At 68.2% G+C, this 21,288-nt stretch carries 17 protein-coding genes; 7 read left to right on the forward strand and 10 right to left on the reverse strand.

Features of this window, described 5'->3' with window-relative positions; all coding sequences use genetic code 11:
* Positions 1–20: 20 nt before the first annotated feature.
* The 3 genes from LZ199_RS33975 to LZ199_RS33985 form a co-directional block, all read right to left on the reverse strand.
* Positions 21–848: a zinc metalloprotease gene (locus LZ199_RS33975; protein ID WP_253997917.1), complete on the reverse strand. Its 828-nt coding sequence runs from the start codon at positions 846–848 to the stop codon at positions 21–23.
* An 87-nt stretch (positions 849–935) separates the two neighbouring features.
* A complete protein-coding gene (locus tag LZ199_RS33980; RefSeq protein WP_253997918.1) occupies positions 936–2,381 on the reverse strand; it encodes an SPFH domain-containing protein in 1,446 nt (481 codons plus the stop codon).
* A 66-nt stretch (positions 2,382–2,447) separates the two neighbouring features.
* Complete coding sequence (locus LZ199_RS33985; protein ID WP_253997919.1) at positions 2,448–3,788, reverse strand: OmpA family protein; 1,341 nt, start codon at positions 3,786–3,788, stop codon at positions 2,448–2,450.
* A 211-nt stretch (positions 3,789–3,999) separates the two neighbouring features.
* Between LZ199_RS33985 and LZ199_RS33990 the strand changes: the two genes are divergently transcribed.
* Together LZ199_RS33990 and LZ199_RS33995 are read left to right on the forward strand one after the other, a co-directional pair.
* Positions 4,000–5,634 (forward strand): fumarate hydratase, encoded by a 1,635-nt coding sequence (locus LZ199_RS33990; RefSeq protein ID WP_253997920.1) that lies wholly within the window; start codon positions 4,000–4,002, stop codon positions 5,632–5,634.
* Between the two features lie 10 nt (positions 5,635–5,644).
* A complete protein-coding gene (locus LZ199_RS33995) occupies positions 5,645–6,118 on the forward strand; it encodes a GNAT family N-acetyltransferase (RefSeq protein ID WP_253997921.1) in 474 nt (157 codons plus the stop codon).
* An 88-nt stretch (positions 6,119–6,206) separates the two neighbouring features.
* Here LZ199_RS33995 and LZ199_RS34000 read toward each other — a convergent pair whose 3' ends face one another.
* From LZ199_RS34000 to LZ199_RS34015, 4 genes are all read right to left on the reverse strand, one after another.
* Positions 6,207–6,428, reverse strand: coding sequence for a hypothetical protein (locus LZ199_RS34000; RefSeq protein WP_253997922.1), 222 nt, complete (start codon positions 6,426–6,428; stop codon positions 6,207–6,209).
* Positions 6,429–6,573: 145 nt separating this feature from the next.
* Positions 6,574–8,703: a M13 family metallopeptidase gene (locus tag LZ199_RS34005; RefSeq protein WP_253997923.1), complete on the reverse strand. Its 2,130-nt coding sequence runs from the start codon at positions 8,701–8,703 to the stop codon at positions 6,574–6,576.
* Between the two features lie 206 nt (positions 8,704–8,909).
* Positions 8,910–12,227: a C45 family autoproteolytic acyltransferase/hydolase gene (locus LZ199_RS34010; RefSeq protein WP_253997924.1), complete on the reverse strand. Its 3,318-nt coding sequence runs from the start codon at positions 12,225–12,227 to the stop codon at positions 8,910–8,912.
* A 158-nt stretch (positions 12,228–12,385) separates the two neighbouring features.
* Complete coding sequence (locus LZ199_RS34015) at positions 12,386–13,336, reverse strand: hypothetical protein (RefSeq protein WP_253997925.1); 951 nt, start codon at positions 13,334–13,336, stop codon at positions 12,386–12,388.
* 59 nt (positions 13,337–13,395) lie between these two features.
* Here LZ199_RS34015 and LZ199_RS34020 point away from each other — a divergent pair, with 59 nt between their 5' ends.
* On the forward strand, positions 13,396–13,806 hold the full coding sequence (locus LZ199_RS34020; RefSeq protein WP_253997926.1) for a VOC family protein: 411 nt from the start codon (positions 13,396–13,398) through the stop codon (positions 13,804–13,806).
* A gap of 69 nt (positions 13,807–13,875) precedes the next feature.
* Here the strand turns inward: LZ199_RS34020 and LZ199_RS34025 are convergent, their stop codons facing one another.
* Entirely contained in the window at positions 13,876–14,769 is an 894-nt protein-coding gene (locus tag LZ199_RS34025; protein ID WP_163869305.1) for a 1,4-dihydroxy-2-naphthoyl-CoA synthase, read from the reverse strand.
* Positions 14,770–14,860: 91 nt separating this feature from the next.
* Complete coding sequence (locus LZ199_RS34030) at positions 14,861–15,331, reverse strand: hypothetical protein (RefSeq protein ID WP_253997927.1); 471 nt, start codon at positions 15,329–15,331, stop codon at positions 14,861–14,863.
* A 141-nt stretch (positions 15,332–15,472) separates the two neighbouring features.
* Between LZ199_RS34030 and LZ199_RS34035 the strand changes: the two genes are divergently transcribed.
* The 4 genes from LZ199_RS34035 (at position 15,473) to LZ199_RS34050 (ending at position 20,415) form a co-directional block, all read left to right on the forward strand.
* Entirely contained in the window at positions 15,473–15,898 is a 426-nt protein-coding gene (locus LZ199_RS34035) for a hypothetical protein (protein WP_253997928.1), read from the forward strand.
* A gap of 171 nt (positions 15,899–16,069) precedes the next feature.
* A complete protein-coding gene (locus LZ199_RS34040; RefSeq protein ID WP_253997929.1) occupies positions 16,070–16,960 on the forward strand; it encodes a DUF1003 domain-containing protein in 891 nt (296 codons plus the stop codon).
* Between the two features lie 861 nt (positions 16,961–17,821).
* The gene (locus tag LZ199_RS34045) at positions 17,822–18,937 is read left to right on the forward strand and encodes a hypothetical protein (protein ID WP_253997930.1); all 1,116 of its coding nucleotides are present in this window, start codon (positions 17,822–17,824) and stop codon (positions 18,935–18,937) included.
* A gap of 140 nt (positions 18,938–19,077) precedes the next feature.
* Positions 19,078–20,415 (forward strand): IS701 family transposase, encoded by a 1,338-nt coding sequence (locus LZ199_RS34050; protein ID WP_253997931.1) that lies wholly within the window; start codon positions 19,078–19,080, stop codon positions 20,413–20,415.
* 29 nt (positions 20,416–20,444) lie between these two features.
* Here LZ199_RS34050 and LZ199_RS34055 read toward each other — a convergent pair whose 3' ends face one another.
* A complete protein-coding gene (locus tag LZ199_RS34055; RefSeq protein WP_253997932.1) occupies positions 20,445–21,164 on the reverse strand; it encodes a hypothetical protein in 720 nt (239 codons plus the stop codon).
* Between the last annotated feature and the right edge of the window lie 124 nt (positions 21,165–21,288).

Consider the following 21,288-nt stretch of genomic DNA (forward strand, 5'->3'; position numbering starts at 1 on the left):
CGCGCGAAGGGCTCGGCACGTCACAGCGGATACAGGAACGCCGCCGCCGTCTGGTCCTGGGCGCTCAACACCAGGTCTCCCACCCGCCGGCTGCACGCGTAGTTGACCATCACCGAGCTGGTATCCCCGGTGTCCGTCAGCAGGCATGCGCCCGTGGTCTTCGGGCAGAGTCCGCTGAGGACCGGCTCATGCACGAAGCCCAGCACATGTCCCAGCTCGTGCCGGAGGAGGCCCCTGAGGGTGAGTGGAGCGATGGTCCCGAACGCGGTGGTGTCGATGAGTAGATTGCGCGAGGAGCGGGACGCATTCGGGAGGAACGCGCGGGCCAGATAGCTTCCGCTCGAGTTGACCGGACGGACGTCGAAGACGACGCCCGCCTGGGAGGCACTGCAGGCCCCGTCGAGCGAGCTCTCATGGATGAAGTTCACGCCCGCGATGGCTTCCCAGTCCGCCGCCGCGCCGTTCATCGCCGCGATGACGGCGGCCTGGCGTGAACCGAACGCCGTGCTGACGCAGTACCGCAGGTCACGCACCTCGGTCGAATTCCACATGACGAGGACGCCATTGGGACACCCCACGGCCAGCGCATCCTCGCGAGTCCCCAGTCCGTCCTGTCGCACGTAACGGTCGTGGTACACGCGCAGCGCCGCGTCACCATCGAACGCCAGGTCAGGCGGCACGACATGGACGTTCGAGTCGGGCTCCTTGTACGCCCGCGCCTTGAACTCCTCGAAGGACGCATCGGCGGTGCTTGCCGGAGCACCTCCCGATTCCAGCTCGACGCTCCCGCACGCCGAGAGCACGACGGACACTCCGAAACACAACCCCACGAAACAGACCTTGCGCATGACTCCCCCTCTGGCGGCTCCCAAAGCCGACCAACCTGAAATAATAGCAAATCAGGAAGACAGGATGGGAGCCGGAGGGGACGAACTTCAGTCCGGCGTGGGGTGCTCCACGTCCGGCGTGGGGCTGGGGGCGCGGGCCACTGGAGACGCGGGGGGCTCCGTCTTCAAGACATTCACCAGGGCCATCATCTGCGCCACCAGCGTCGTCAGCCCCTGCCCGTCCTGCACGCCTCCAGTGCCGCCGATGGACACCGAGCGCAGCTCACGAGGATGCGGCAGCTTCTCCGCGATTGCAGGCAGCAGCTCCACGAGGCGCGCCTGCACGTTGGACGCGCTCAGGCCGTTGAGGATCTGCTGGCGCAACTCCAGATGCTCCAGCTCGACGCGGGCCTGACGGTTGGCCGCGGCGCGCTCCACGTCGCGAGCGTCCGCGCTCGCCAGCGCGGTGCGCTTGAGCTTCGCCGCCTCCACCTCCTGCCGCAGCCGCGCCAGCTCCGCCTCACCGGCCAGCCGAACCTTCTCCAGCTCCGCGGACTGGAGCACCGTCTGCTGCCGCTCGGTGGCCAGCCTGCGCGCGTCCTCCTCCTCGCGCTGCTGTCGCCGCAGTCGCTCGGACTGCTCGCGGTCATACGACTGCGCGTCCTTGCTCGCCCTCAGCGCGGACAGCTCGCCATCGCTCTCCAGCCGCATGCGCTCGCGGGTCTGCTCCACCTCCAGCTCGCGCTGGGCCAGCGACTCCTCCTTCCCCAGCGAGGCCAGCCGGGCGATGCGCTCCTGCTCGGCGCGGAACGGCGTCTGGAGGCTCTCCCACAGGCGCGCGGAGCTGACCACCGCCTCCTTGATCTGCACCGTGACGATGCGCAACCCCAGGCCCTTGTCGGTGCCTCCGCCGCCCTCCGCCACGTGCCGCAGCCGGGCGGTGAGCTCCTCGATGATGGGCTGCTTGTCCGACAGCACCGCGTCGATGCTCATGGTGGCCACCTTGTCCTTGATGGCCGCCTCCGCCTGCTCGCGAAGCTGCACGTTCACCACGCGCATCGGGTCCTCCACGTCGGTGAAGTCCAGCTTGCGGTAGGCCGTGCCGAAGTCCTCGATGATCCACTGCACGTAGCCCTGCACCAGCAGGCCCTGCAGCTCGCGGCAGATGCAGTGCGCGTTGATGAGGATGGTCTGCATCGCTCCCGGCACCACCAGGAACGAGTCCTTCGCCGGGTCGTAACCGAACGACACCCCCAGCCCGAGCGTCAGCGGCTGCGCGTGTCCACGGCGCGTGTGCACGACATACGCATTGGGCGGAACGACGACGGTCTTCCAGCGCCAGAAGCCGGTGATGCGCACGTCCACCGCGTTGCCCGGACTCGAAGAACCACCACCGCCACCGCCCGGAGCCGGCGCCGAACGGGACGCACGCGCCGCCTGCGCCATGGGGGGCGCCACCATCTGCTTGCGGGCCCGCAGGTCCACCTCCAGGCGTTGCTGCTGCTCCCGCACCTGGTCGAGATACGCGTTCTTCACCGGCTCCTGGGACGACATGGACGCTCCCCCTGAAATGAGGGCCCATCCAAGCACACGTCAGGAGCGCCGAGGAGCCTGGGCCCGCTACTTGCCCCGGACCAGCAGGATATCCACGCGGCGGTTCAGCTCGCGCCCGCGCGGAATCAGGTTGGGGGCCTTGGGACGGGTGTCCCCCAGCCCGGAGGCGTCGATGCGCGACGGGCTCAGGCCCGCCTTCACCAGCAGGTCCGCGACGGCCTTCGCGCGCGCCTCGGAGAGCGCCTGTCGCGCAGGGGCCGGTGCCTCGCGGTTGTCGGTGTGGCCTTCCAGGCGCAGGCGCAGCGTCTCGTCCCGCACCATCATGTCCACCAGCAGGGCCAGGCCCTGGGTGGAGCCCTTGCGCGGCGCGGCCTGCTTCTCCTCGAAGCCCGGAGGCGTGGGCAGCTCCACGCGCGCGTCCTTCACCTGCGCCTGCTGGTCCTTCTTCGCCGGCGCGGGCGCCAGGACGAAGTCCACCGTGGCCTCGCGCTCGCGGCTCACCTTCACCTGACGCGTCTGGGCCAGGAACCCCTTGGAGAGCACGTCCACCGTGTACTCACCCGGAGGCAGCATCACCGCCGCCGGCTTGCGCGCGGCCTTGTCCAGGAGGACCTGCTGCGGCGCGCCCCGGCCGCCTCGCACGTACGCCGTGGCGGCCACGGGCTTCTTCCCCGCCAGCACCTTCAGCATCAGCTTCCCCGGCGCCACCGGCCCCGGGTCGGGAGGCTTCGTGGGCGGCGGCACCTGCGTCACCGTGACAGGCGGGGACGTGACGGGAGGCGCGGTGACGGGCGGCGGCACCTGCGCCACCGCGACGGGCGGCGGGCCCGCGTCCTGGCCTTCTCCCAGCGTGGCGTCCGCGAGCGGCGCGGTCATCTCCGCCGAGACATCGTGAGACAGCTTCAGCTTGAGCCGAGGGTCGGGCGCGTTGGGGTTGATGCTGGGAACCACCTTCACCCGCATCCGCAGCCCCTTCTGCGCCTGGAACGTGACGGAGGCCGTCATCTTCCAGAGGAAGCCACTCTCCTCGCTGAACAGGCTCCACGAGTCGCTGTTCGTATAGGTGACGCGCGACACCAGCGTGTAGGAGCCCTCCTCCACCTTCAGCGCCGCGAGGCGATGGATGCCCGGGCCGGAGATGACATCCAACCCCGGCACCGCCAGGGGCTGGCCGTTGAGGATGAAGTCCACTTCCAGCAGCTTGTAGGGCCGCGCGGTGCCCTCTCCTGGCAGGCCCTCGTAGGTGATGACGACCTCCGGAGGAGGCGTCTTGACCAGGGCCTGGAGCTGGCGGTCCAGGTCCTCGCGGGCCCGCTGCTCGACGGTGGAGGGTTCAGCCGCCCGCGCCGTGGCGCCGATGAGGGCCAGGATGCAGAGCCACAGTGCTTGTACGGAGGAATAAGCCACGGGGGTTCACAGCATCGCACAACCTGGGCCCGTCGCGAGTTGTCAGCCGGGCGAGCTGACCACCATCCGACCGTCAGCCCCCCTCCCCTCACCCCATGTCCCGGCGCTACAGGGCCCTTGCGTGTGGCCCCCTCCACGTTTTTGGCTCCCATCCCGCCGCCAAGGGCGCTAGTCCTGGGCGCCGAAGACTCCCCCGAAGAGGCCGCGCGCGATGAACGACTTCCAGTTCCAGGAAATGCTTCCGCTGGGCAAGGACGAGACGCCCTACCGGCTGCTCACGAAGGACCACGTCTCCACCTTCGAGGCCGGCGGACGCACCTTCCTCCAGGTGGCTCCCGAGGCGCTCACCCTGTTGACCCGGGAGGCCATGCGGGACATCGCGCACCTGTTGCGCCCCGGCCACCTGGGTCAGCTCGCGGCCATCCTCCAGGACCCGGAGGCCTCCGCGAATGACCGCTTCGTCGCGCTGGAGCTCTTGAAGAACGCCAACATCGCCGCCGGTGGCGTGCTGCCGTCCTGCCAGGACACGGGCACCGCCATCATCATGGGCAAGAAGGGCCAGCACGTCCTCACCGACGGCCACGACGAGGAGGCCCTGTCCCGCGGCGTCTTCGAGACCTATCGCACGTCCAACCTGCGCTACTCGCAGATGGCGGCGCTGGACATGTACAAGGAGGCCAACACCGGCAACAACCTGCCCGCGCAAATCGAGCTCTACGCGACGGGCGGTGACGCCTACAAGTTCCTGTTCATGGCCAAGGGCGGCGGCTCGGCCAACAAGAGCTACCTGTTCCAGGAGACGAAGGCGCTGCTCAATCCGACGAGCCTGCTGGCCTTCCTCGACGCGAAGATTCGCGCGCTGGGCACCGCGGCGTGTCCGCCGTACCACCTGGCCATCGTCGTGGGCGGCACGTCGGCGGAGTTCGCGCTGAAGACGGCCAAGTACGCCTCCGCGCGCTACCTGGACACGCTGCCCACCGAGGGCAACGCGCTGGGCCGGGGCTTCCGCGACGTGGCGCTGGAGCAGGAGGTGCTGAAGCTCACGCAGCGCATGGGCATTGGCGCCCAGTTCGGCGGCAAGTACTTCTGCCACGACGTGCGCGTCATCCGATTGCCGCGCCACGGCGCCTCGTGCCCGGTGGCGATTGCCGTGTCGTGCTCGGCGGACCGACAGGTGCTCGGGAAGATTACGCGCGACGGTGTCTTCCTGGAGCAGCTGGAGGCGGACCCGGCGAAGTACCTGCCGGAGCCGACGGAGGCGGACCTGGCCGGCGAGGTGGTGAAGCTGGACCTCAACCGCCCCATGAGCGAGCTGCGCGCGGAGCTGTCGCGCTACCCCATCAAGACGCGCGTGTCGCTCACCGGCCCCATGGTGGTGGCGCGCGACATCGCCCACGCCAAGCTCAAGGAGCGGCTGGACAGGGGCGAGGGCATGCCGCAGTACCTGAAGGACCGCATGGTCTATTACGCGGGCCCGGCGAAGACGCCGGAGGGCTATGCCTCCGGCTCGTTCGGTCCGACGACGGCCGGGCGCATGGACGCGTACGTGGACCAGTTCCAGGCGGAGGGCGGCAGCTTCGTGATGCTGGCCAAGGGCAACCGCTCCCAGGCCGTCACCGACGCGTGCAAGAAGCACGGCGGCTTCTACCTGGGCTCCATCGGTGGCCCCGCGGCGCGGCTGGCCAAGGACTGCATCACCAAGGTGGAGGTGCTGGAGTACGAGGAGCTGGGCATGGAGGCCGTGTGGAAGATTGAAGTGGTCGACTTCCCGGCCTTCATCGTGGTGGACGACAAGGGCAACGACTTCTTCGCCCACCTCAACAAGCCCTCCGCGAAGAAGGGCTGAGCCTCGCGCCATGCCAGCCGAGGTGCTGACCTACCAGGAGCGGTTCCGCGAGGACTTCGCGCGGCTCAATCGCGAGTGGATTGAGACGCACTTCCGGCTGGAGCCGGAGGACCTGGCCTCCTTCGCGGCCCCGCACGGCACCTTCGTCGCTCCCGGCGGCGAGGTGCTGTTCGCCCTCGTCGACGGCCAGGTGCTGGGCACCTGCGCGCTGCGCCGCGAGGACGCTGACACGTTCGAGCTGTGCAAGATGGCCGTGTCTCCCCAGGCGCGGGGACATGGACTGGGTGACGTGCTGATGGAGGCGGTGCTGCGCGTCGCTCGCGAGAAGGGCGCGCGGCGCGTGTACCTCGTCTCGAACACGAAGCTGGCGCCCGCGCTGGGGCTGTACCGCAAGCACGGCTTCGTGACGACGCGCCTGGGCGACGAGGTGTCGCGCGAGGCGGGCTACGAGCGCGCGGATATCGAGATGGAGTGGCGGCCCTGAAGAGGCCTTCAGGCCTGGCGGAGGGATGAGCCGGCGAGCGCCCTTCCCGGCGCGTGACTCACACCGTCATGCGGGCGCCCGAGGCGACTCAGACGCCGGGAGGCTCGGGCGCCGTCGGCACGCGCGCGGTGGCCTTCTTCTTCGGGATGATGCCGCGACGGGGGCCCTTGAGGGCCACGCCCAGCAACATGCTCGCGGGGAGCATCATCCCCAGTCCTTGCGTGAGGTTGTCGGGAGGGTGGACGACGGCCCCCAGCACCAGCGCGGAGAACAGCAGACCACAGACCAGCCGAAGCAACAGGGAGCTCACGCGAGGGACCTCGGTGACGGGATGGCCCAGCGTAAACATCCGCCGGGCGCTGTCCAGCCGGCCTCGCGAGGCCCTTCAGGGAGGGGCCGAGGAAGCGCCCCACCCTGTCCCACCGTCCACGTCGGACGGTGGGCGTGTCAGGGAGCTACCAGATCTTCACGCGCTTCTCGGGGGCGAGCCAGCCCGCATCGCCCTCCTTGACGCCGAACGCCTCGTAGAACTCCGCCATGTTCCGCACCACGCCGTTGACGCGGTACTGCGGCGGCGAGTGGGTGTCGGTGAGCAGCATCTGCCGCATCGCATCGTCGCGGTACAGGCCGCGCCAGACCTGCGCCCAGCCGAGGAAGAAGCGCTGCGGACCGGTGAAGCCGGCGATGGTGGGCGCCGCCTTGCCGCCGAGCGACTGGACGTAGGCCTTGTAGGCCACCGCGAGGCCGCTGACGTCGCCGATGTTCTCACCCAGGGTCAGCTCGCCGTTGACCTTCATGGACTCCAGCGGGCTGAAGCCGGCGTACTGCTCCACCAGCACGGCGGTGCGCTGCTTGAAGCCCGCCTGGTCCTCCGGGGTCCACCAGTTGCGCAGGTTGCCGTCGCCGTCCGAGCGGCTGCCCTGGTCGTCGAAGCCGTGGCTGATTTCGTGGCCAATCACAGCGCCGATGGCGCCGTAGTTCGTCGCGTCATCCGCGTCCGGGTTGAAGAACGGCGGCTGGAGGATGGCGGCCGGGAAGACAATCTCGTTCATCGTGGAGCTGTAGTAGGCATTCACCATCTGCGGCGGCATGCCCCACTCCTCGCGGTCAATCGGCTTGCCCAGCTTGTCCACCATCCGCTGGAAGTCGAACGCATCCCCGCGACGCACGTTGCCCAGCAGGTCGCCCGCGACAATCTCCAGCCGCGAGTAGTCCCGCCACTTGTCCGGGTAGCCAATCTTCACGTTGAACTTCGACAGCTTCGCCTGGGCCTGCGCCTTCGTCTCGGCGCTCATCCAGTCCAGCCCGTCGATGCCCTGACGGAACGCCTCACGCAGGTTGTTGACCAGCTCCACCATGCGCTGCTTGGACGCGGGGCTGAAGTGGCGCTCCACGTAGAGCTGACCCACGGCCTCGCTCAGCGAGTCCTCCACCGCACCCACGCCGCGCTTCCAGCGGGGACGGTTCTCCTGAAGGCCCTGCAGCGTCTTGCCGTAGAAGTCGAACGAGGCCTGCTCGAAGGCGCTCGACAGCATGGGCGCGCGGCCGGACAGCACCTTGAACGTCAGGTACTGCTTGAGCACGGGCAGCGGCGTCGTCTTCACCAGCCCCGCCATGGCCTCGAAGTACGCCGGCTGACGGACGATGATGCCGGGCGTCGCCTGGGCGCCCGCGGCCTTGAGGAAGCGCGTCCACGAGAAGCCAGGGGTGAGCGCCTCCGCCTCCTTGACGCTCTTGAGGTTGTAGGTGGCCTCGCGGTCCCGGCTCTTCACCCGGTCCCAGCTCTTGTCGGCCAGCGTCGTCTCCAGCGCGAGGATGGCCTCGGCCGCCTTCTTCGCGTCCTTCTCCCCGGCCAGGGTGAAGAGCTTCTCGATGTACGCCACGTAGGCGGCGCGAATCTCGATGAAGCGCGGCTCCTGCTTGGAATAGTAGTCCCGGTCCGGCAGGCCCAGGCCGCTCTGGCTGACGTACGCGATGTAGCGCGTGGCCTGCTTCTGGTCCTGGCCCACGAAGAACGCGAAGGGCGTCTGGAGGCCGCTGCGCTGGAACTCCACGAACAGCTCCGGCAGCTGGGCCTTGTCCTTCAAGGCCTTCACCCGCGCCAGCTCCTGGGCAATCGGCTTCATGCCGAGCGACTCGATGCGCTCGGTGTCCATGAAGCTGTTGTACAGGTCGCCCACCTTCTGCGCGGTGGTGCCCGGCGCGCGCTCCTTCGCGGTGGCGGACTCCTCGATGATGGCGCGCAGGGCCAGCTCGGACTTGTCCGCCAGCTCGATGAACGAGCCATAGCGGGCGCGGTCCGCGGGGATGGGCGTGTTCTTCAGCCACGTCCCGTTGACGAACCGGTAGAAGTCATCCTGGGGACGGATGGTGCGGTCCAGGTTCTTCAGCTCGACACCGAGTGCGCGCACGGCTTCCTCCGACACGGCCTCCGCGACGGGCGTCGTCGAGGACGCGGACGCGGCGGGAGGCGGAGTCGCCTCGGTGGGCGCGGGCTGCGGCGCGCTGGCGCAGCCGGTCAGCAACAGGGTTCCGAGGGCGCTGGTCGCCCACGCGCGGTGGGCAAGGGACTTCTTGGGGCTCATGAGGTTCCGAGAGGAAAAAGGGACGGGGGATGCTGCCGGACCCGAATGGTCGTCGTCCATCCGGGCAGGCAGGAAAAACACCCGCGCGAGCGCCCTATTCCTCAGGTGAGGCCCCCAGCCCCGCGGGCAGGCCCCTGAATCAGCCATTTCCGGCCCGCCCCCGTCCAGGAGGCGAGGCCACGAGCCCCTACCGAGGGCTCAGGAGTTCAGCGCTGGCCCATGACGGGCGCGGGCACCGGGGCGGCCGGGGCCGGCACCGTGGGCGCGGCGGGCACGGGCGCGGGCGTCACCGTGACGTCCTGAGACAGGGCCTCCAGGTCATGGAAGCCCTTCGTCGTCACGTCGCCGCCTCGGAACAGGGCCCAGCCCTGGAGGTTGCGCTGGTACGTCCGCGTCATGTGCCAGAGCTGGATGCCGCTGTTGGCGACGAAGAGGTACAGGGCGCGCTTGGGGTTCCAGGGGTTGGGCAGGGCCAGGGCGATGCCGTCATCCGGGCGGCCATACGTCTTGCCCTGCCAGCGGAAGAAGCGGCGGCCCAGCTCCACGGGGAGCTTCTTCTCCGAGGCCAGCCGGGCGAGCAGCGCGTTGTCCTCCGCCCCGCCGAAGACGACCAGGTCGCGGTCGGCGAGCTGCGCGTCCGTCACCTCGAAGTCAGGAGACACCGGGACGAGCCGCTCGGTGAACACATCCGCCAGCGCCTCGCGGTAGCCGAGCACCAGCGTGCGCATGGACTCCGTCTGCCGGGCGGTGCCGTGCACCATGAGCAGCCTCTCCCAGGCATCCGTCTGGTTGGACAGCACCTGGTAGCGCTCGCGCGGCACCGGCACGTCATTGCCCGCGTTGAAGACGACGCGCACGGGCGCCTCGGTGGTGCGCAGGACGAAGGTCTCGCTCGCCGCGCCCTTCACCTCCACGCGCTCCAGCGTGGAGCCCTTCGCCGTGTGCACTTCCACCAGTGTGACGAAGTGCCAGGGCTTCGGGCCGGGCTGCTCCACCTTGAGCGTCACCTCGTAGCCGTCCTTCACCTGCGCGGCGGTGGCGCGGAAGCGCGGCTGCGGCAGGCCCGTGCGCTCCAGCCACTGGCCCACGAAGGGGCCCACGTCCTTGCCCACCGTCTCCTGGGCCGCGCGCTTGAAGTCCGCCGTGGAGATGTCCTTGTTCGCGTAGCGCGTGTGGACGGCGTTCATCACCTTGGAGAAGTCCGCGTTGCCCAGCAGCAGCCGGAGCTGGTGCAGCGCGAAGGTGCCCTTGATGCGCGGCACCAGGTAGGTGCCATAGCGGCCGTACTCCGTCTTGACGGAGGCAGGCAGCACGTCCGCCTCGCGCGAGGTGGTGAAGAGGTAGCGGTCATTGAGGTCCGCGAGCGCGTCCCGCTGCGCCTCGAAGGCCTTCTCCGGCTTGTCCTCGTGCGCCGACACGTCGCGCAACAGCTTCCAGTACGCGGACGTGCCGCTGATGAGCCAGTTCTCGCCGTCCGACGCGGGGAACAGCGTGTTGGACCACAGGAGCGACTTGTCGAAGCCGACGGCGCCCTTCACCCGCGCGAAGTCCCGCTTGGCCGCCTGCGGCTCCTCCGGAGCCTTCCACGTCTTGCGCGCCTCCTTCAGCTTGGCGGCGACGTAGATGGGGCTGAACGTCGTGTAGCCCAGCGACAGGTGCGGCGTGGCGCCGGGCAGGTCCGGCATGAAGCGGCTGCCAATCATCTTCTCGCGCAGCGTCGTCTTGCCGTAGTGGGCCAGGAACATCAGCTTCTCGGCCATCTCCGATGTGGTCACCTTGCCGTCGCACGCGTGCGGCCGGTTGATGGGGCTGGAGGCCAGCATCCGCGTAGCGGAGTCCAGGTCGAAGCCCTTCTTGCCCAGCTTCGAGTAGTACTCCCAGAAGGCGATGTCGCGGTTCCAGGTGTTGAAGGCCAGGTCCGCGGGGGCGTTGTCCGGGTTGGAGACGGATTCCTTGCGGACCTCCAGGTCGCGGTTGTTGTTGTTCGCCCAGATGAAGTCCTTGAGGTTGCCCGGCGTGTCAGAGGCGTTGCCCTTGCTGCCGGTGCGCCACAGCCGCGTCTTCTTGGTGCCGAGCAGCAGACACGCACCCTCGTCCGTCTTCGTGTCCGCGAGTGTCCAGTCGTTGGTGTACAGGCCGTTGTTGTTGTCCTTCATGATGCGCGCGACGTCATCGATGGAGGACGCGTACTGCGCGGCCTTGCGGATGCGGTTGCTCTGCGGAGAGCCATTCATGTCGAACGGCGTCTGCCCCACCGTCGTCTCGCCGATGACGATGCCCGCGGAGTTGATGAACCAGTCCGCGCCGCTGTGGATGCCGCCCGGGAAGGTCTGCATCACGAAGCGGTGGCCCCGGGTCGGCTGCACGTCGAGCACCACGTCCCAGTGGACGCCCGTGTAGCCGTTCCACATGAAGATTTGCCCGATGATGGCGCGGCCGTCCTTCGTCGCGGACTTGGTGGCGACGAAGGAGGAGCAGTGGTCGCCCTTGCCTCCGCGCTCGGCCTCTTCGTCGGCCTTGAGGAAGGTGCGGCCGGACAGGGAGGTCGACGTGGCGCGGTTGGCCTCCTCGAGCTGGCCCGCGTCCACGGCGGTGTTGAGCGTGACGATGTCGAGCACGTCCAGCTCGCGGTCCTTGAACTTCGCGCCGGCCTTGTTCGCGCCGTCGGCGATGCCCTTCATCTCCTCCAGGTATTCGGCGTCGAACTTGCGCAGGAAGAGCGAGTCCGCGAGCAGCCGCTGGTGGCTCCACCCCTTGGCCGCGTCCGACTTGTCCTTCTGGATGCCGAGCTTCTCGATGTAGCGGACAATCTCTTGCGAGGTCAGCTCGCCGAACTGGACGCCGCGCTCGTAGGGCTCGCCCTCGATGTGGACATAAATCCAGCCGCCGTCGTCGTAGCGGAAGCCCTTGCCGGCCCAGCGCACGGACTCCATGGGGACATAGGCCGTGATGTCCTCCACGGGCTCCAGGCGGACATCGTCGTACCAGACGGAGCCGGTGGCCTTGCCGTTGCGGCCCAGGTGGAGCTGCACGCGGTCCGTGGACTGCGTGGCGAAGAAGAGGACGGAGGCGCGGGTGCCAGCCTCACCGCCCGGAGCCGTCGCGCAGTTGGTGAAGGGGAAGCTCTTCATCGAGAAGCAGGCGCCGTGGGCCGTGGGATAGCGGGCCTCGGGGTCGACCTGGACGCCCTTCGTCCGCACCCAGGCGCTGAGCCGGTAGAGCTGGCCCACCTGGAGCTTGAGGCTCTCCGACTCGACGGTAGTCTCCCCACCGCCCTGCGGGCTCTCGATGAGCAGGCCGCGCGAGCCCTCCACCTTGCCCTCCGCGCTGGAGGCCACCTTGCCGGGGCCTTGCGAGCGCCAGAACGCGGGCACCGAGGAGGAACCTCCGGCCACCTCGAAGGTTCCGTTCGGCACCGCCGAGGAGTTGACGGGAGTGGCGGCCACGGCGGGCGCGGCCTGGAGCAGGCTCGCGGACAACAGCAGCGCGCCGAGGAGCTTCGACGTCTGGGGGCGGTCGGTCATGTCGTTCCCTTCCCGAGCAGGGCGGGGCATCAGCTCGGGCAATCCGGGCGCATGACACTGCCGCGCCTGTCGAGCGTCAACCCTTCAAACCCGCGAAGGCACCATGACGCGAGGCGACTTCCGTGGTCACCCCGACAGTCCGTGCGCCCCCTCCCCTGTCAGCGCAGCAACCGGCCCGACGCCTGGAGCACGCCGCGCGCGGCCCTGCGCACCGCGTCCACGCGCCGCGACTCCACCCAGGGCGGGTCCACGGGCGCATCCCAGTCGAACACGCGCAGCCGGGGCAGGAAGCCCTGCTTCACGCAGCCCTCCAGGCTGAACACATGCAGGTCGTGCGTCCACCGCACCGCGAGCCGCAAGTCACGCGACAGCTCCGTCCAGTCCAGCGGCGGCGACGCGAGGACGCCCGGCAGCTCCACGCCACCGCCGGTGCTGCCCACCGCGAGCGAATTCGTTCCCGGCGCGTAGCTCCACAGGAGCGCGGCCCCTCGGGGGCGCACGAAGCTGGTGTAGAGCATCAGCACCTCGCGGTCCGCGGGCACGTCCACCACGCCCGCCACGCGCCGCAGCACCGAGGAGCGAGCCTGTCGCTCGTCCACGATGAAGGGAAACTGGTACGCGTCCACGCGGTAGCCATCCGCGCGGATGCGCTCCACCAGGGCCTGGTAGCCCGCTCGCGCCTCACGCGTGCGCCCACCTCGCAGGAGGAGTCGCGACAACATCCCAGGGAGGCTCCGCAGCGGCGCCTCCGCCCACCTGCGCAGCTCGTGGATATCGGGCTCGATGTCCAACCCCACGCCGGCCCACTGGAGCTTCTCGTCGGCCGTCCACGTCCTGAAGGCTTCGTAGCGCGCACGCGCCTGCGGGACGTTGCCCGCATGGAACCAGTAGCCCTGCTCGACAGGGAGCAGGAGCCACGCGGTGACGGGGATGCCAGCGCGGTTGAGGAGGCGCACGACTTCGGCGCGCTCGGCGCTCAAGTCGAGGAGGCCCAGGCTCACGCCGGCGCGCATCGCCTGGAGGTCGTCGACGACGCCTTCGGTGTTGAACAGTTCGCGAAGTGGCTCTGGAGCCAGCTCGCAAAAGAAGGTCAGGAAATGGGGTTTCATGGCAGCCTCGCGCCTCCACGCGTACCCCTTCAGGGGTGCACATTTTCGCGAGGAGCACCATGGAATTTCACAGAGGCCGGCTGCTGGACCACGTCCACCTCCGCGCCAAGGACATGGCGGCGAGCAAGCGGTTCTACCAGGCCATTCTCGAAGTGCTGGGCATCCCGCTCGGCTCGCACGGCCCCGACAACTTCTTCGCGGACGAGCTGTTCGTCAGCACCGCGGACCCCGGTGCGCCCGCCGGGCGCGGCGTCCACCTGGCCTTCCAGGCGAAGGACCCGGAGATGGTGAAGCGCCTCTACGACGCGGCGCTCAAGGCCGGAGGGAAGGACAACGGCGCTCCCGGTGAGCGGCCGTACCACCCGGGCTACTACGCGGCCTTCGTGCTGGACCCGGACGGCAACAACATCGAGGCCGTCTACCATGGCCCGGCGAAGCGCTCCGCCGAGTCCGTGGTCTTCACCGCGTAGGGACGAGGCATCGAACGGCCCGCTCCGGAGTCTCCGAAGCGGGCCGAGTCCCGAGGAACGACGCGCGGCTCAGTAGGACCAGGGGAAGCGCTTGAAGTCGCGCTTGCGCTTCTGGACGAAGGCGTCGCGGCCTTCCTGGGCTTCGTCGGTGCCGTAGGCCAGGCGCGTGGCCTCGCCCGCGAAGAGCTGCTGCCCCACGAGGCCGTCATCCGGCAGGTTGAAGGCGTACTTCAGCATCTTGATGGCGGTGGGGCTCTTGGTGTTGATCTCCGCCGCCCACTCCAGCGCGAAGTCCTCCAGCTTCTCGTGCGGCACCACGGCGTTGACCATTCCCATCTGGAAGGCCTCCTGCGCCGAGTAGTTCGCGCCCACGAAGAAGATTTCGCGCGCCCGCTTCTGGCCAATCTGTCGTGCCAGGAGCGCCGAGCCATAGCCCCCATCGAAGCTGGCCACGTCCGCGTCGGTCTGCTTGAACACCGCGTGCTCCTGGCTCGCGATGGTCATGTCGCAGACGACGTGAAGGCTGTGTCCACCGCCCACGGCCCAGCCCGGCACCACGGCGATGACGGCCTTGGGGAGGAAGCGGATCTGTCGTTGGACTTCCAGGATGTGAAGCCGGCCGAGGCGCGCCGGGTCCGACTCGCCGTCCTCGCCCTCGTACTTGTAGCCGTCCTTGCCACGGATGCGCTGATCTCCGCCGGAGCAGAACGCCCAGCCGCCGTCCTTGGGGGACGGGCCGTTGCCGGTGATGAGGACGCAGCCCACGTCCGTCATGAAGCGCGTGGCCTCCAGGGCGCGGGAGAGCTCGTCGACGGTGCGGGGACGGAAGGCATTGCGCACCTCCGGGCGGTTGAACGCGATGCGCACCGTGCCCTGGTCCACCGCGCGGTGGAAGGTGATGTCCTTGAACTTGTGGCCCTCGACGGGCGTCCATCGGGCCGGATTGAAGATGGCCGAGACCATGGGTTTCTCACTCGGGAGAAAGGGGGGAACGGGCGCGGACCCTACGCTGGCCCGTTGGGAGCGTCCATCCCTCCGGCACGGCGACATGGGCTCATGGGAGAGGGACGCGCCAGGTGCGCTCGGGAACGGCCAGGACAAGCTCGCCAGCGCGAGGGTCGAACAATGCGCCGTCAGCGGGTGGCAGGGAGACCCCTGCGCGATTGCGCACGAGCGCACGCGGCCGCACCGGGTCGCTCCATGAGAGCCCACCGCTCTCGACGTGCCAGGACGGGCCGACGCAAGAGGTCTCGACCGCGCTTTGCACGTCCCAGATTCGCAGCCCGTCAGCGAAGATGTCGCCAATCGAAGCGACGAGGTACTCGCCGGCAAAACGCATGTCGCGCAGGATCCGACCATCCTTCCGCCAGGTGTCGTGGTCGAGTCGGAGCTGGCCGGCCTCGTCGCGCACTTCGAGCCGCACGTAGTTGGCCCTCGCGGTGAGGCACTCGCCGCCCACCCATCCGAGCGCGGCGACGTGTAGGGGTTGGAGCAACAGCGCTTCAAGTCGTTTGGCGTCCATCATGGTGTCGCACCAGAGGATTGAGCCGAACCTACCAGCACCCGAAGTACCCCTGTCCCTCAAGCCAGGCAGCCCCTGCGTTCAGCCGGGTTCGTGGCCACCTTTTTCCCAGGCGGCGGCTCCGCCCAGCCCAGGAGGCCCGTGATGAAGCGATGGACCCAGCACCTGCTCCTCGGACTCCTGCTGAGCACGCCTCCCCTGGCCCTGGCCGTGGACACGCAGGCGAGCGGGGACTCGGCCCGTCCCTCACCTGCCCCATCCCCTGATGCCGAGAGCACCCCCGGAACGCCCCGCGCCTTCTCCGGCCCGGTGCTGGGAACCGCGCCGGGAACACTCTTCGTCACCGGCCCCAGCGGCGCCTCGATTCCCATCCGCGTGACACACCAGACACGCATCGCCGGCATGACGGTCCCTCGCGACCAGGACATCGAGACCTATCTGCGCGAGCACCTGAAGCCCGGCCGCTCCGTCCGCGTCCAGTTCGACGTCAGGCCTTTCTCCGATGGCACCCCGCAGAACGTCGCCTCCACCGTCGAGCCGAAAGCCTCCCGAGAGCTCCCCCCGCAGTGAGCCACGTCGCGGAAGCACGGCGACTCGTTGGAGCCACAGTCATCCGGCCGGGCCCTACTTTTCAGCCCTGGGAAAACCCTCGACTTGTGACGCGGTGACGCTGGGCGAATTGCTCGGAAGGTGCCAGCCTGCGCAACGCACGGTGCAGCCCTTCGCGAGGAACTCCGCGTCATGCCCGCCGACGTCGCCCTGCTCAAGGAAGTGCCCCTCTTCGCCGCCCTCGATGACGAGGAGCGCGCGCTGCTCGCCAACCAGCTCGAGGAGGTGCGCCTGTCCGCCGGAGAGAAGGTGTTCAGCCGAGGAGACCCCGGCGGCGCCATCTACATCGTCAGCTCCGGCGAGGTGCAGATCTCCGTCGAGGACACCACCGGCCAGGTCATCGTCTTCGAGACCGCCCGGCGCGGCGACTTCTTCGGAGAGCTGTCCCTGCTCGACGGAGACCCGCGCAGCGCGGATGCCCGCGCCATCCAGGACACCTCCGCCCTCAAGGTCGACCGCGCGGACCTGGAGCTCCTCTTCCGGCGCCACCCCTCCAGCGCCATGGACGTGTTGACCGCCATCGGCCGGCGACTGCGCGAAGCAGACAAGATGCTGCACAGCCGGCCGTCACTCAGCCCCAACGAGATGGTGGAGGAGCGACTGACCACCATCCAGCGGCTCGCGGATGGACTGGCCGCCTTCAGCGGTACCTTCACCTTCATGATGCTGCACGCCGTCTGGTTCGCCGTGTGGATCACCATCAACCTGGGCTGGATTCCCACGTTCCACGCGTTCGACCCGTTCCCCTTCGGCCTGCTCACCATGGTGGTCAGCCTGGAGGCCATCTTCCTGTCCTGCTTCGTCCTCATCAGCCAGAGCCGGCAGGCCGCCAAGGACCGCATCCGCTCCGACGTCGAGTACGAAGCCAACATCCGCGCCGGCATGGAGGTCACCCAGCTCCACTCCAAGCTGGACCACCTCTACGCACAGACCATGGCCCGCCTGGACGCCGTCGAACGTGGGCGCCCACCCTCGGCTCCGGTCGCCTCGAAGCCCGGCCAGCCCTCCGCGTCCCAGGGCTGACCGCGCCACAGCCACTCCGTCTCCAGCGGCAGGCGGGGCGGAAGGCCTGCTACGTTGACCTCGTCAGGGGGTCGGCATGGATGCATTCCCGCTGTGGCTGGGCATCACCTTGGGCGGCACCGTCGTCGCCCTCGTGGGCATCGTCGTGTCGGAGGCGCGCGAACAGAAACGGCTCCAGTCGCTCGTCCAACCGCTTCGATGCCCGGAGTGCGGCGGAGGATTCGACCCCGCGTCGGTAACCAGGTCCTCTCCGCCGAGAATGACTCCGCCACCTGGCACGTCCATCCAGGCCCTTCCCTCGCGGGTCCAGGCGAGGTGTGCCGTGTGCGGGCTTACCGCCGTCTTCACAGAGGCGGGAGTGCTGCAGCGGACGCACCGCGAAGCTCCGCGCGCGGCCTGAGTCGCGAGGCTCGCCCCCCAAAGACGCCCGCCCTCAGGTGGACATGTACAGCTTCATCTACGCCTTCACGCTGTGGTTCGTCGTCGCAGGGAGCGGAGTCCTCGGCGTCCTGTTCCTGCTCCAAGTCGGTGCACGGCGCGAGAAGAAGTTCTTGGAGAACCTGTTCGCGCCAATCCGCTGTCCCACATGCGGAGGGATGTATGACCTTGAAACCGTCTCGGAAGTCCACCGAGCGGTCTGTCCTCGCGGGCGCCCACCCCACGCCATCGGCGATCCAAACGCACCTGCACCGCCTCCCGAACTCGAGGTCGCATGCGGTGCCTGCGGACTCGTCGGCGCGTACTCCATGGAGGGACGGTTCTTGCGAACCGGCTCACTCTGGGATGAACCCACCGAAGATGCGCCTTCTCACCGGAGCACCTCCAGCACCCCGCGTACGGCCCATCGGTCAGGTGCCCCCGGTGACATCGAGAGTGAATAGCTTCAAAGCCTACGACGTCAGTGCCCAGTTCGAAGAGGCTTCAGGGAGGGGCGCTTCGAGAGAGCGCTTGCTCCTTGACAGCGGCTCCACAGGAGGATGGGTCATGCTGGGAATGAAGTGTCGTGGTTGGAGTCCTTCGCCAACGGCTCGCTCGCAGGTTGCATTCTCGTGGGGGCGTCGCCGGGCCCGGCATCTATTGCTGCCTCTCTTTGTCGCGTTCGGCCCGCTGACGGGAATGGCCCAGACGCCGCCGCCCCTGGCTGTTGGCAAGGGAGGAGGAGATGCGGGAACAGGGGTGGCCATCGCGTCGCCACCCAAGCCATGGGTCTGCCCCCCAGAGCGGCGCGTCACGGTGTTGCCCCGGGTGTTGAAGAAGAAGCTGAGCGCCGCGAAGGAGTCCGCCGAGGTGAAGAAGCTTCTTGAGCCCCTTCAGCTCGGGCTCTCATGGAACCGCTTCGACTCATGCGACAAGCAGAACGCCCCCGCGTCCGTGACGCTCGACATCTTTCGTGCCCGCCTCCTGTCTGCCGAGACGGAGGATTTCGTTCTCCAGGTGCGGGGAGGTGTCTGTGACAACGTGTTGTTGCTCGCTGGCGTGGTGGCTCATCCGCTCGAGGAGAAGAACGTCTATTGCCTCATGAAGATGCCGTTCTTGCCGGGGATGAGCGAGCCCTATGCGCCCACGGTTGTCTTCGCATTCGAGAACCTCACCCACCCGCTGCGACACGTCATCAAAGTCGATTTTGAAGAGGGCCAGCCCAGTTCCATGGACTACGCGCTTTCCTACTGGGAGGCGCAGGAGGGTTCCCTGGAGAAGATCTTTGGCCTGGAGTGGAGCAGCGGCTCTGACGCCTTCGGCAGCGGCGGCTCCAGCGTGGAAGTCAGCGCGGAGGGGAAGGCGTTCCCGCGTCAACTCCGGCTCAAGGAGTCGACGGGGGGCTGCAGGAGGGAAACCATCGAACTGCCGTCCGGGAAGACGGAAGAGAGCAACAACTGCGACGAGGCCTCGAGCGAGGCGGTCTATTGCTACAAGCCCACTGACGCTCAAGGTCCTGGCGGTTATACGGAGTGTGGAAGGAAATCCCCAGACTTGTGAGCGCCTCCAGGGGCACGTCGAGCACCGAGTCCGCAGGCCCCAGGCGCACCGCCTGAGGCTCTGCGAGAATCACGATCTCTCGTTTAGTACGACCTGGTCACTTCAAGAATGCGTGAGGGTGGGCGAAGTGTTCCCCCTGCATGACGCCGAAGCAGTTGAAGCGACTGGAGGGAGAGCTGGCGAGCTTCCTTGAGTCGATGTTCTCGGGCCTGGGCCGGGTAGAACGGCGACGGGCGATGGACTGGTATGTGAAGGGCCTTCTGCTTGAGGGCGAGCGCAAGAGCATCGACCCGATGGCAGGTCGGCTGGTGGAGGAGGCTGGCGAGAAGGAGGCCATGCGCCAGCGCCTCCAACAATGCGTCAGTGGCAGCGCCTGGGCGGACGAGGAGGTCAGACGCCGACTGGCACTGAAGCTGGAGGCGGACCTGCCTGGAATTGAAGCCCTTGTACTGGATGACACGGGCTTTCCGAAAAAGGGCAAGCACTCCGTGGGCGTGGCCCGGCAGTACTCAGGCACGTTGGGCCGCACCGACAACTGCCAGGTCGCAGTCAGCTTGCATCTGGCGGGTGAGAAGGGCAGCGGCTGTCTCGGAATGCAGCTGTACCTGCCGGCGGAATGGACTTCCGACACCCCGCGCATGCGGAAGGCGGGTGTGCCAGAGGACGTGGCATTCAAGACGAAGCACGACATCGCCCTGGAGCTGATTGGGCGTGCGTTGGACTGGGGAGTGAAGCCGCGGTTGTTCCTCGCGGACTGCGGATATGGAAACGACGTCAAGTTCCGCGAGGAACTCACGCGACGGGGGCTGCCGTACATCGTCGGCATTCGAGGAGACTCGGTGGTCTGGCCTCCCGGATTCCAGCCTCCACCCATTCCCCCGAAGCCCGCGGGAATGAGCGGGCCTGTGCGCTCACGCTACCGTTATGGAGAATCGAAGCCGGTGGCTGTCGAGAAACTTGCCGCAGGGCTGCCCAAAGCCTTCTGGAAGCATGTCAACTGGCGCGAAGGCGCCAAGGGAATGCAGTGCTCCCGCTTCGCAGCCCTGCGCATCCGCATTGCCCATGGACACTCGGTGGGGTTGGCCCCGGGCGATGAGCAGTGGCTGATTAGTGAATGGCTCAGCCACGAGAAGAGCCCCACCAAGTTCCATCTCTCCACGTTGCCGGCCGCCACCCCTCTCAAGCAGTTGGTGCGCCTCACCAAGCTGCGCTGGCGCGTCGAGCGTGACTATCAGGAACTGAGGGGAGAAGTCGGCCTTGACCACTTCGAAGGGCGCACGTGGCGTGGCTTCCATCACCACGCCACTCTCTGTGCCGTGGCCCACGGCTTCCTCGCGCTCCGTCGGGCGCTTTTCCCCCCGGAGCCGAGTGCACTGGACGCTGCCAATGGTGAGGCGCGTGATTCAGCCTCTGCTGCTCCAGCAGATTGGCACCTGCCCGCTCTGCAACAGGGCCATCAACCCCAGAGCGCCGCCTGAGCAGCCCTCACGGATGTGACCAAGTCGTATTAGCGATGCTCGTCGTCATCGGCCAGGTGGCCGCCAGGTCCGAGACCCGCGCCCGCACCGAGGCCAGACCCCATGCCGCCACCACCCCCTCCACCGGGGCCCTTGGCTCCGCCTTGTCGCGCGTCGTCCTTCCCCGCGCCTTCGCCCTTGCCGCGTGCGCCACCCGAGGAGGGACGCGCCGGGCCTTGTTTCGGAATCACCAGCGAAGCTGGCACCGGGTCGAGATCCAACACCGTACGGATGAAGTCGCGCAGTGACACGACGAGGTCGTGCGTATGAATCGGGCGACCTTCCGCGAGCTCGCCGGCGGCCTTGGCCGCGAGCCGAACCTGGTCCTCGGTGCCGAGCAGGATGATGTCCGACAGCGCCGCCTCGACTGCGTCCCGCACGCGGCGCGAGCGGTCGTCGCCTGGACGAAAACCCTCGAGCGCTGCCACGGACTCAGCGACGGCGGCGGCAGGAACACCGGCGCGCTGGCGCAGCTCGCGCAGGTGTGTCGGGTCGACGGCGAGATCTCCAGTGAACGAGCCGCCCAGCGTCTTGTAGGCGGCGATCAACGTGCGCAGGCGTTCGTTGATCTGCCGATTCTCACGCTCGCGGCGCTGCTGGATGGTCTGCATCGCAAGCAGGCGGATGCCGACGCCGAGCAGCGTGAAGACGGCGAGGCCGAGCAGCGTCGACAGGAGCGCCTGCCAGGAACTGAAATCCAGATTGCGCACGTGGGTGGCGGCTCCAGTGGAAGGGCCACCAATCTACGCGAGCAAGCCCCTTCGCGCTCGCGGCGCGGACGACCGCCTCTCGACAGGGCCTGTCGGTCCTCAGGCTCGGGAGGCGCGGCTTTGT

Source organism: Myxococcus qinghaiensis, assembly GCF_024198215.1.
In the GTDB taxonomy this organism is placed as follows: domain Bacteria; phylum Myxococcota; class Myxococcia; order Myxococcales; family Myxococcaceae; genus Myxococcus; species Myxococcus qinghaiensis.

Bases quoted from the DNA above. Each gene is read 5' to 3' on its own strand.
- LZ199_RS33975 (WP_253997917.1), bottom strand. From the start codon at position 848: ATGCGCAAGGTCTGTTTCGTGGGGTTGTGTTTCGGAGTGTCCGTCGTG.
- LZ199_RS33995 (WP_253997921.1), top strand. From the start codon at position 5,645: ATGCCAGCCGAGGTGCTGACCTACCAGGAGCGGTTCCGCGAGGACTTC.
- LZ199_RS34005 (WP_253997923.1), bottom strand. From the start codon at position 8,703: ATGAGCCCCAAGAAGTCCCTTGCCCACCGCGCGTGGGCGACCAGCGCC.
- LZ199_RS34035 (WP_253997928.1), top strand. From the start codon at position 15,473: ATGAAGCGATGGACCCAGCACCTGCTCCTCGGACTCCTGCTGAGCACG.
- LZ199_RS34050 (WP_253997931.1), top strand. From the start codon at position 19,078: ATGACGCCGAAGCAGTTGAAGCGACTGGAGGGAGAGCTGGCGAGCTTC.
- LZ199_RS34040 (WP_253997929.1), top strand. From the start codon at position 16,070: ATGCCCGCCGACGTCGCCCTGCTCAAGGAAGTGCCCCTCTTCGCCGCC.
- LZ199_RS34010 (WP_253997924.1), bottom strand. From the start codon at position 12,227: ATGACCGACCGCCCCCAGACGTCGAAGCTCCTCGGCGCGCTGCTGTTG.
- LZ199_RS34025 (WP_163869305.1), bottom strand. From the start codon at position 14,769: ATGGTCTCGGCCATCTTCAATCCGGCCCGATGGACGCCCGTCGAGGGC.
- LZ199_RS33990 (WP_253997920.1), top strand. From the start codon at position 4,000: ATGAACGACTTCCAGTTCCAGGAAATGCTTCCGCTGGGCAAGGACGAG.
- LZ199_RS34015 (WP_253997925.1), bottom strand. From the start codon at position 13,336: ATGAAACCCCATTTCCTGACCTTCTTTTGCGAGCTGGCTCCAGAGCCA.
- LZ199_RS34030 (WP_253997927.1), bottom strand. From the start codon at position 15,331: ATGATGGACGCCAAACGACTTGAAGCGCTGTTGCTCCAACCCCTACAC.
- LZ199_RS33980 (WP_253997918.1), bottom strand. From the start codon at position 2,381: ATGTCGTCCCAGGAGCCGGTGAAGAACGCGTATCTCGACCAGGTGCGG.
- LZ199_RS34020 (WP_253997926.1), top strand. From the start codon at position 13,396: ATGGAATTTCACAGAGGCCGGCTGCTGGACCACGTCCACCTCCGCGCC.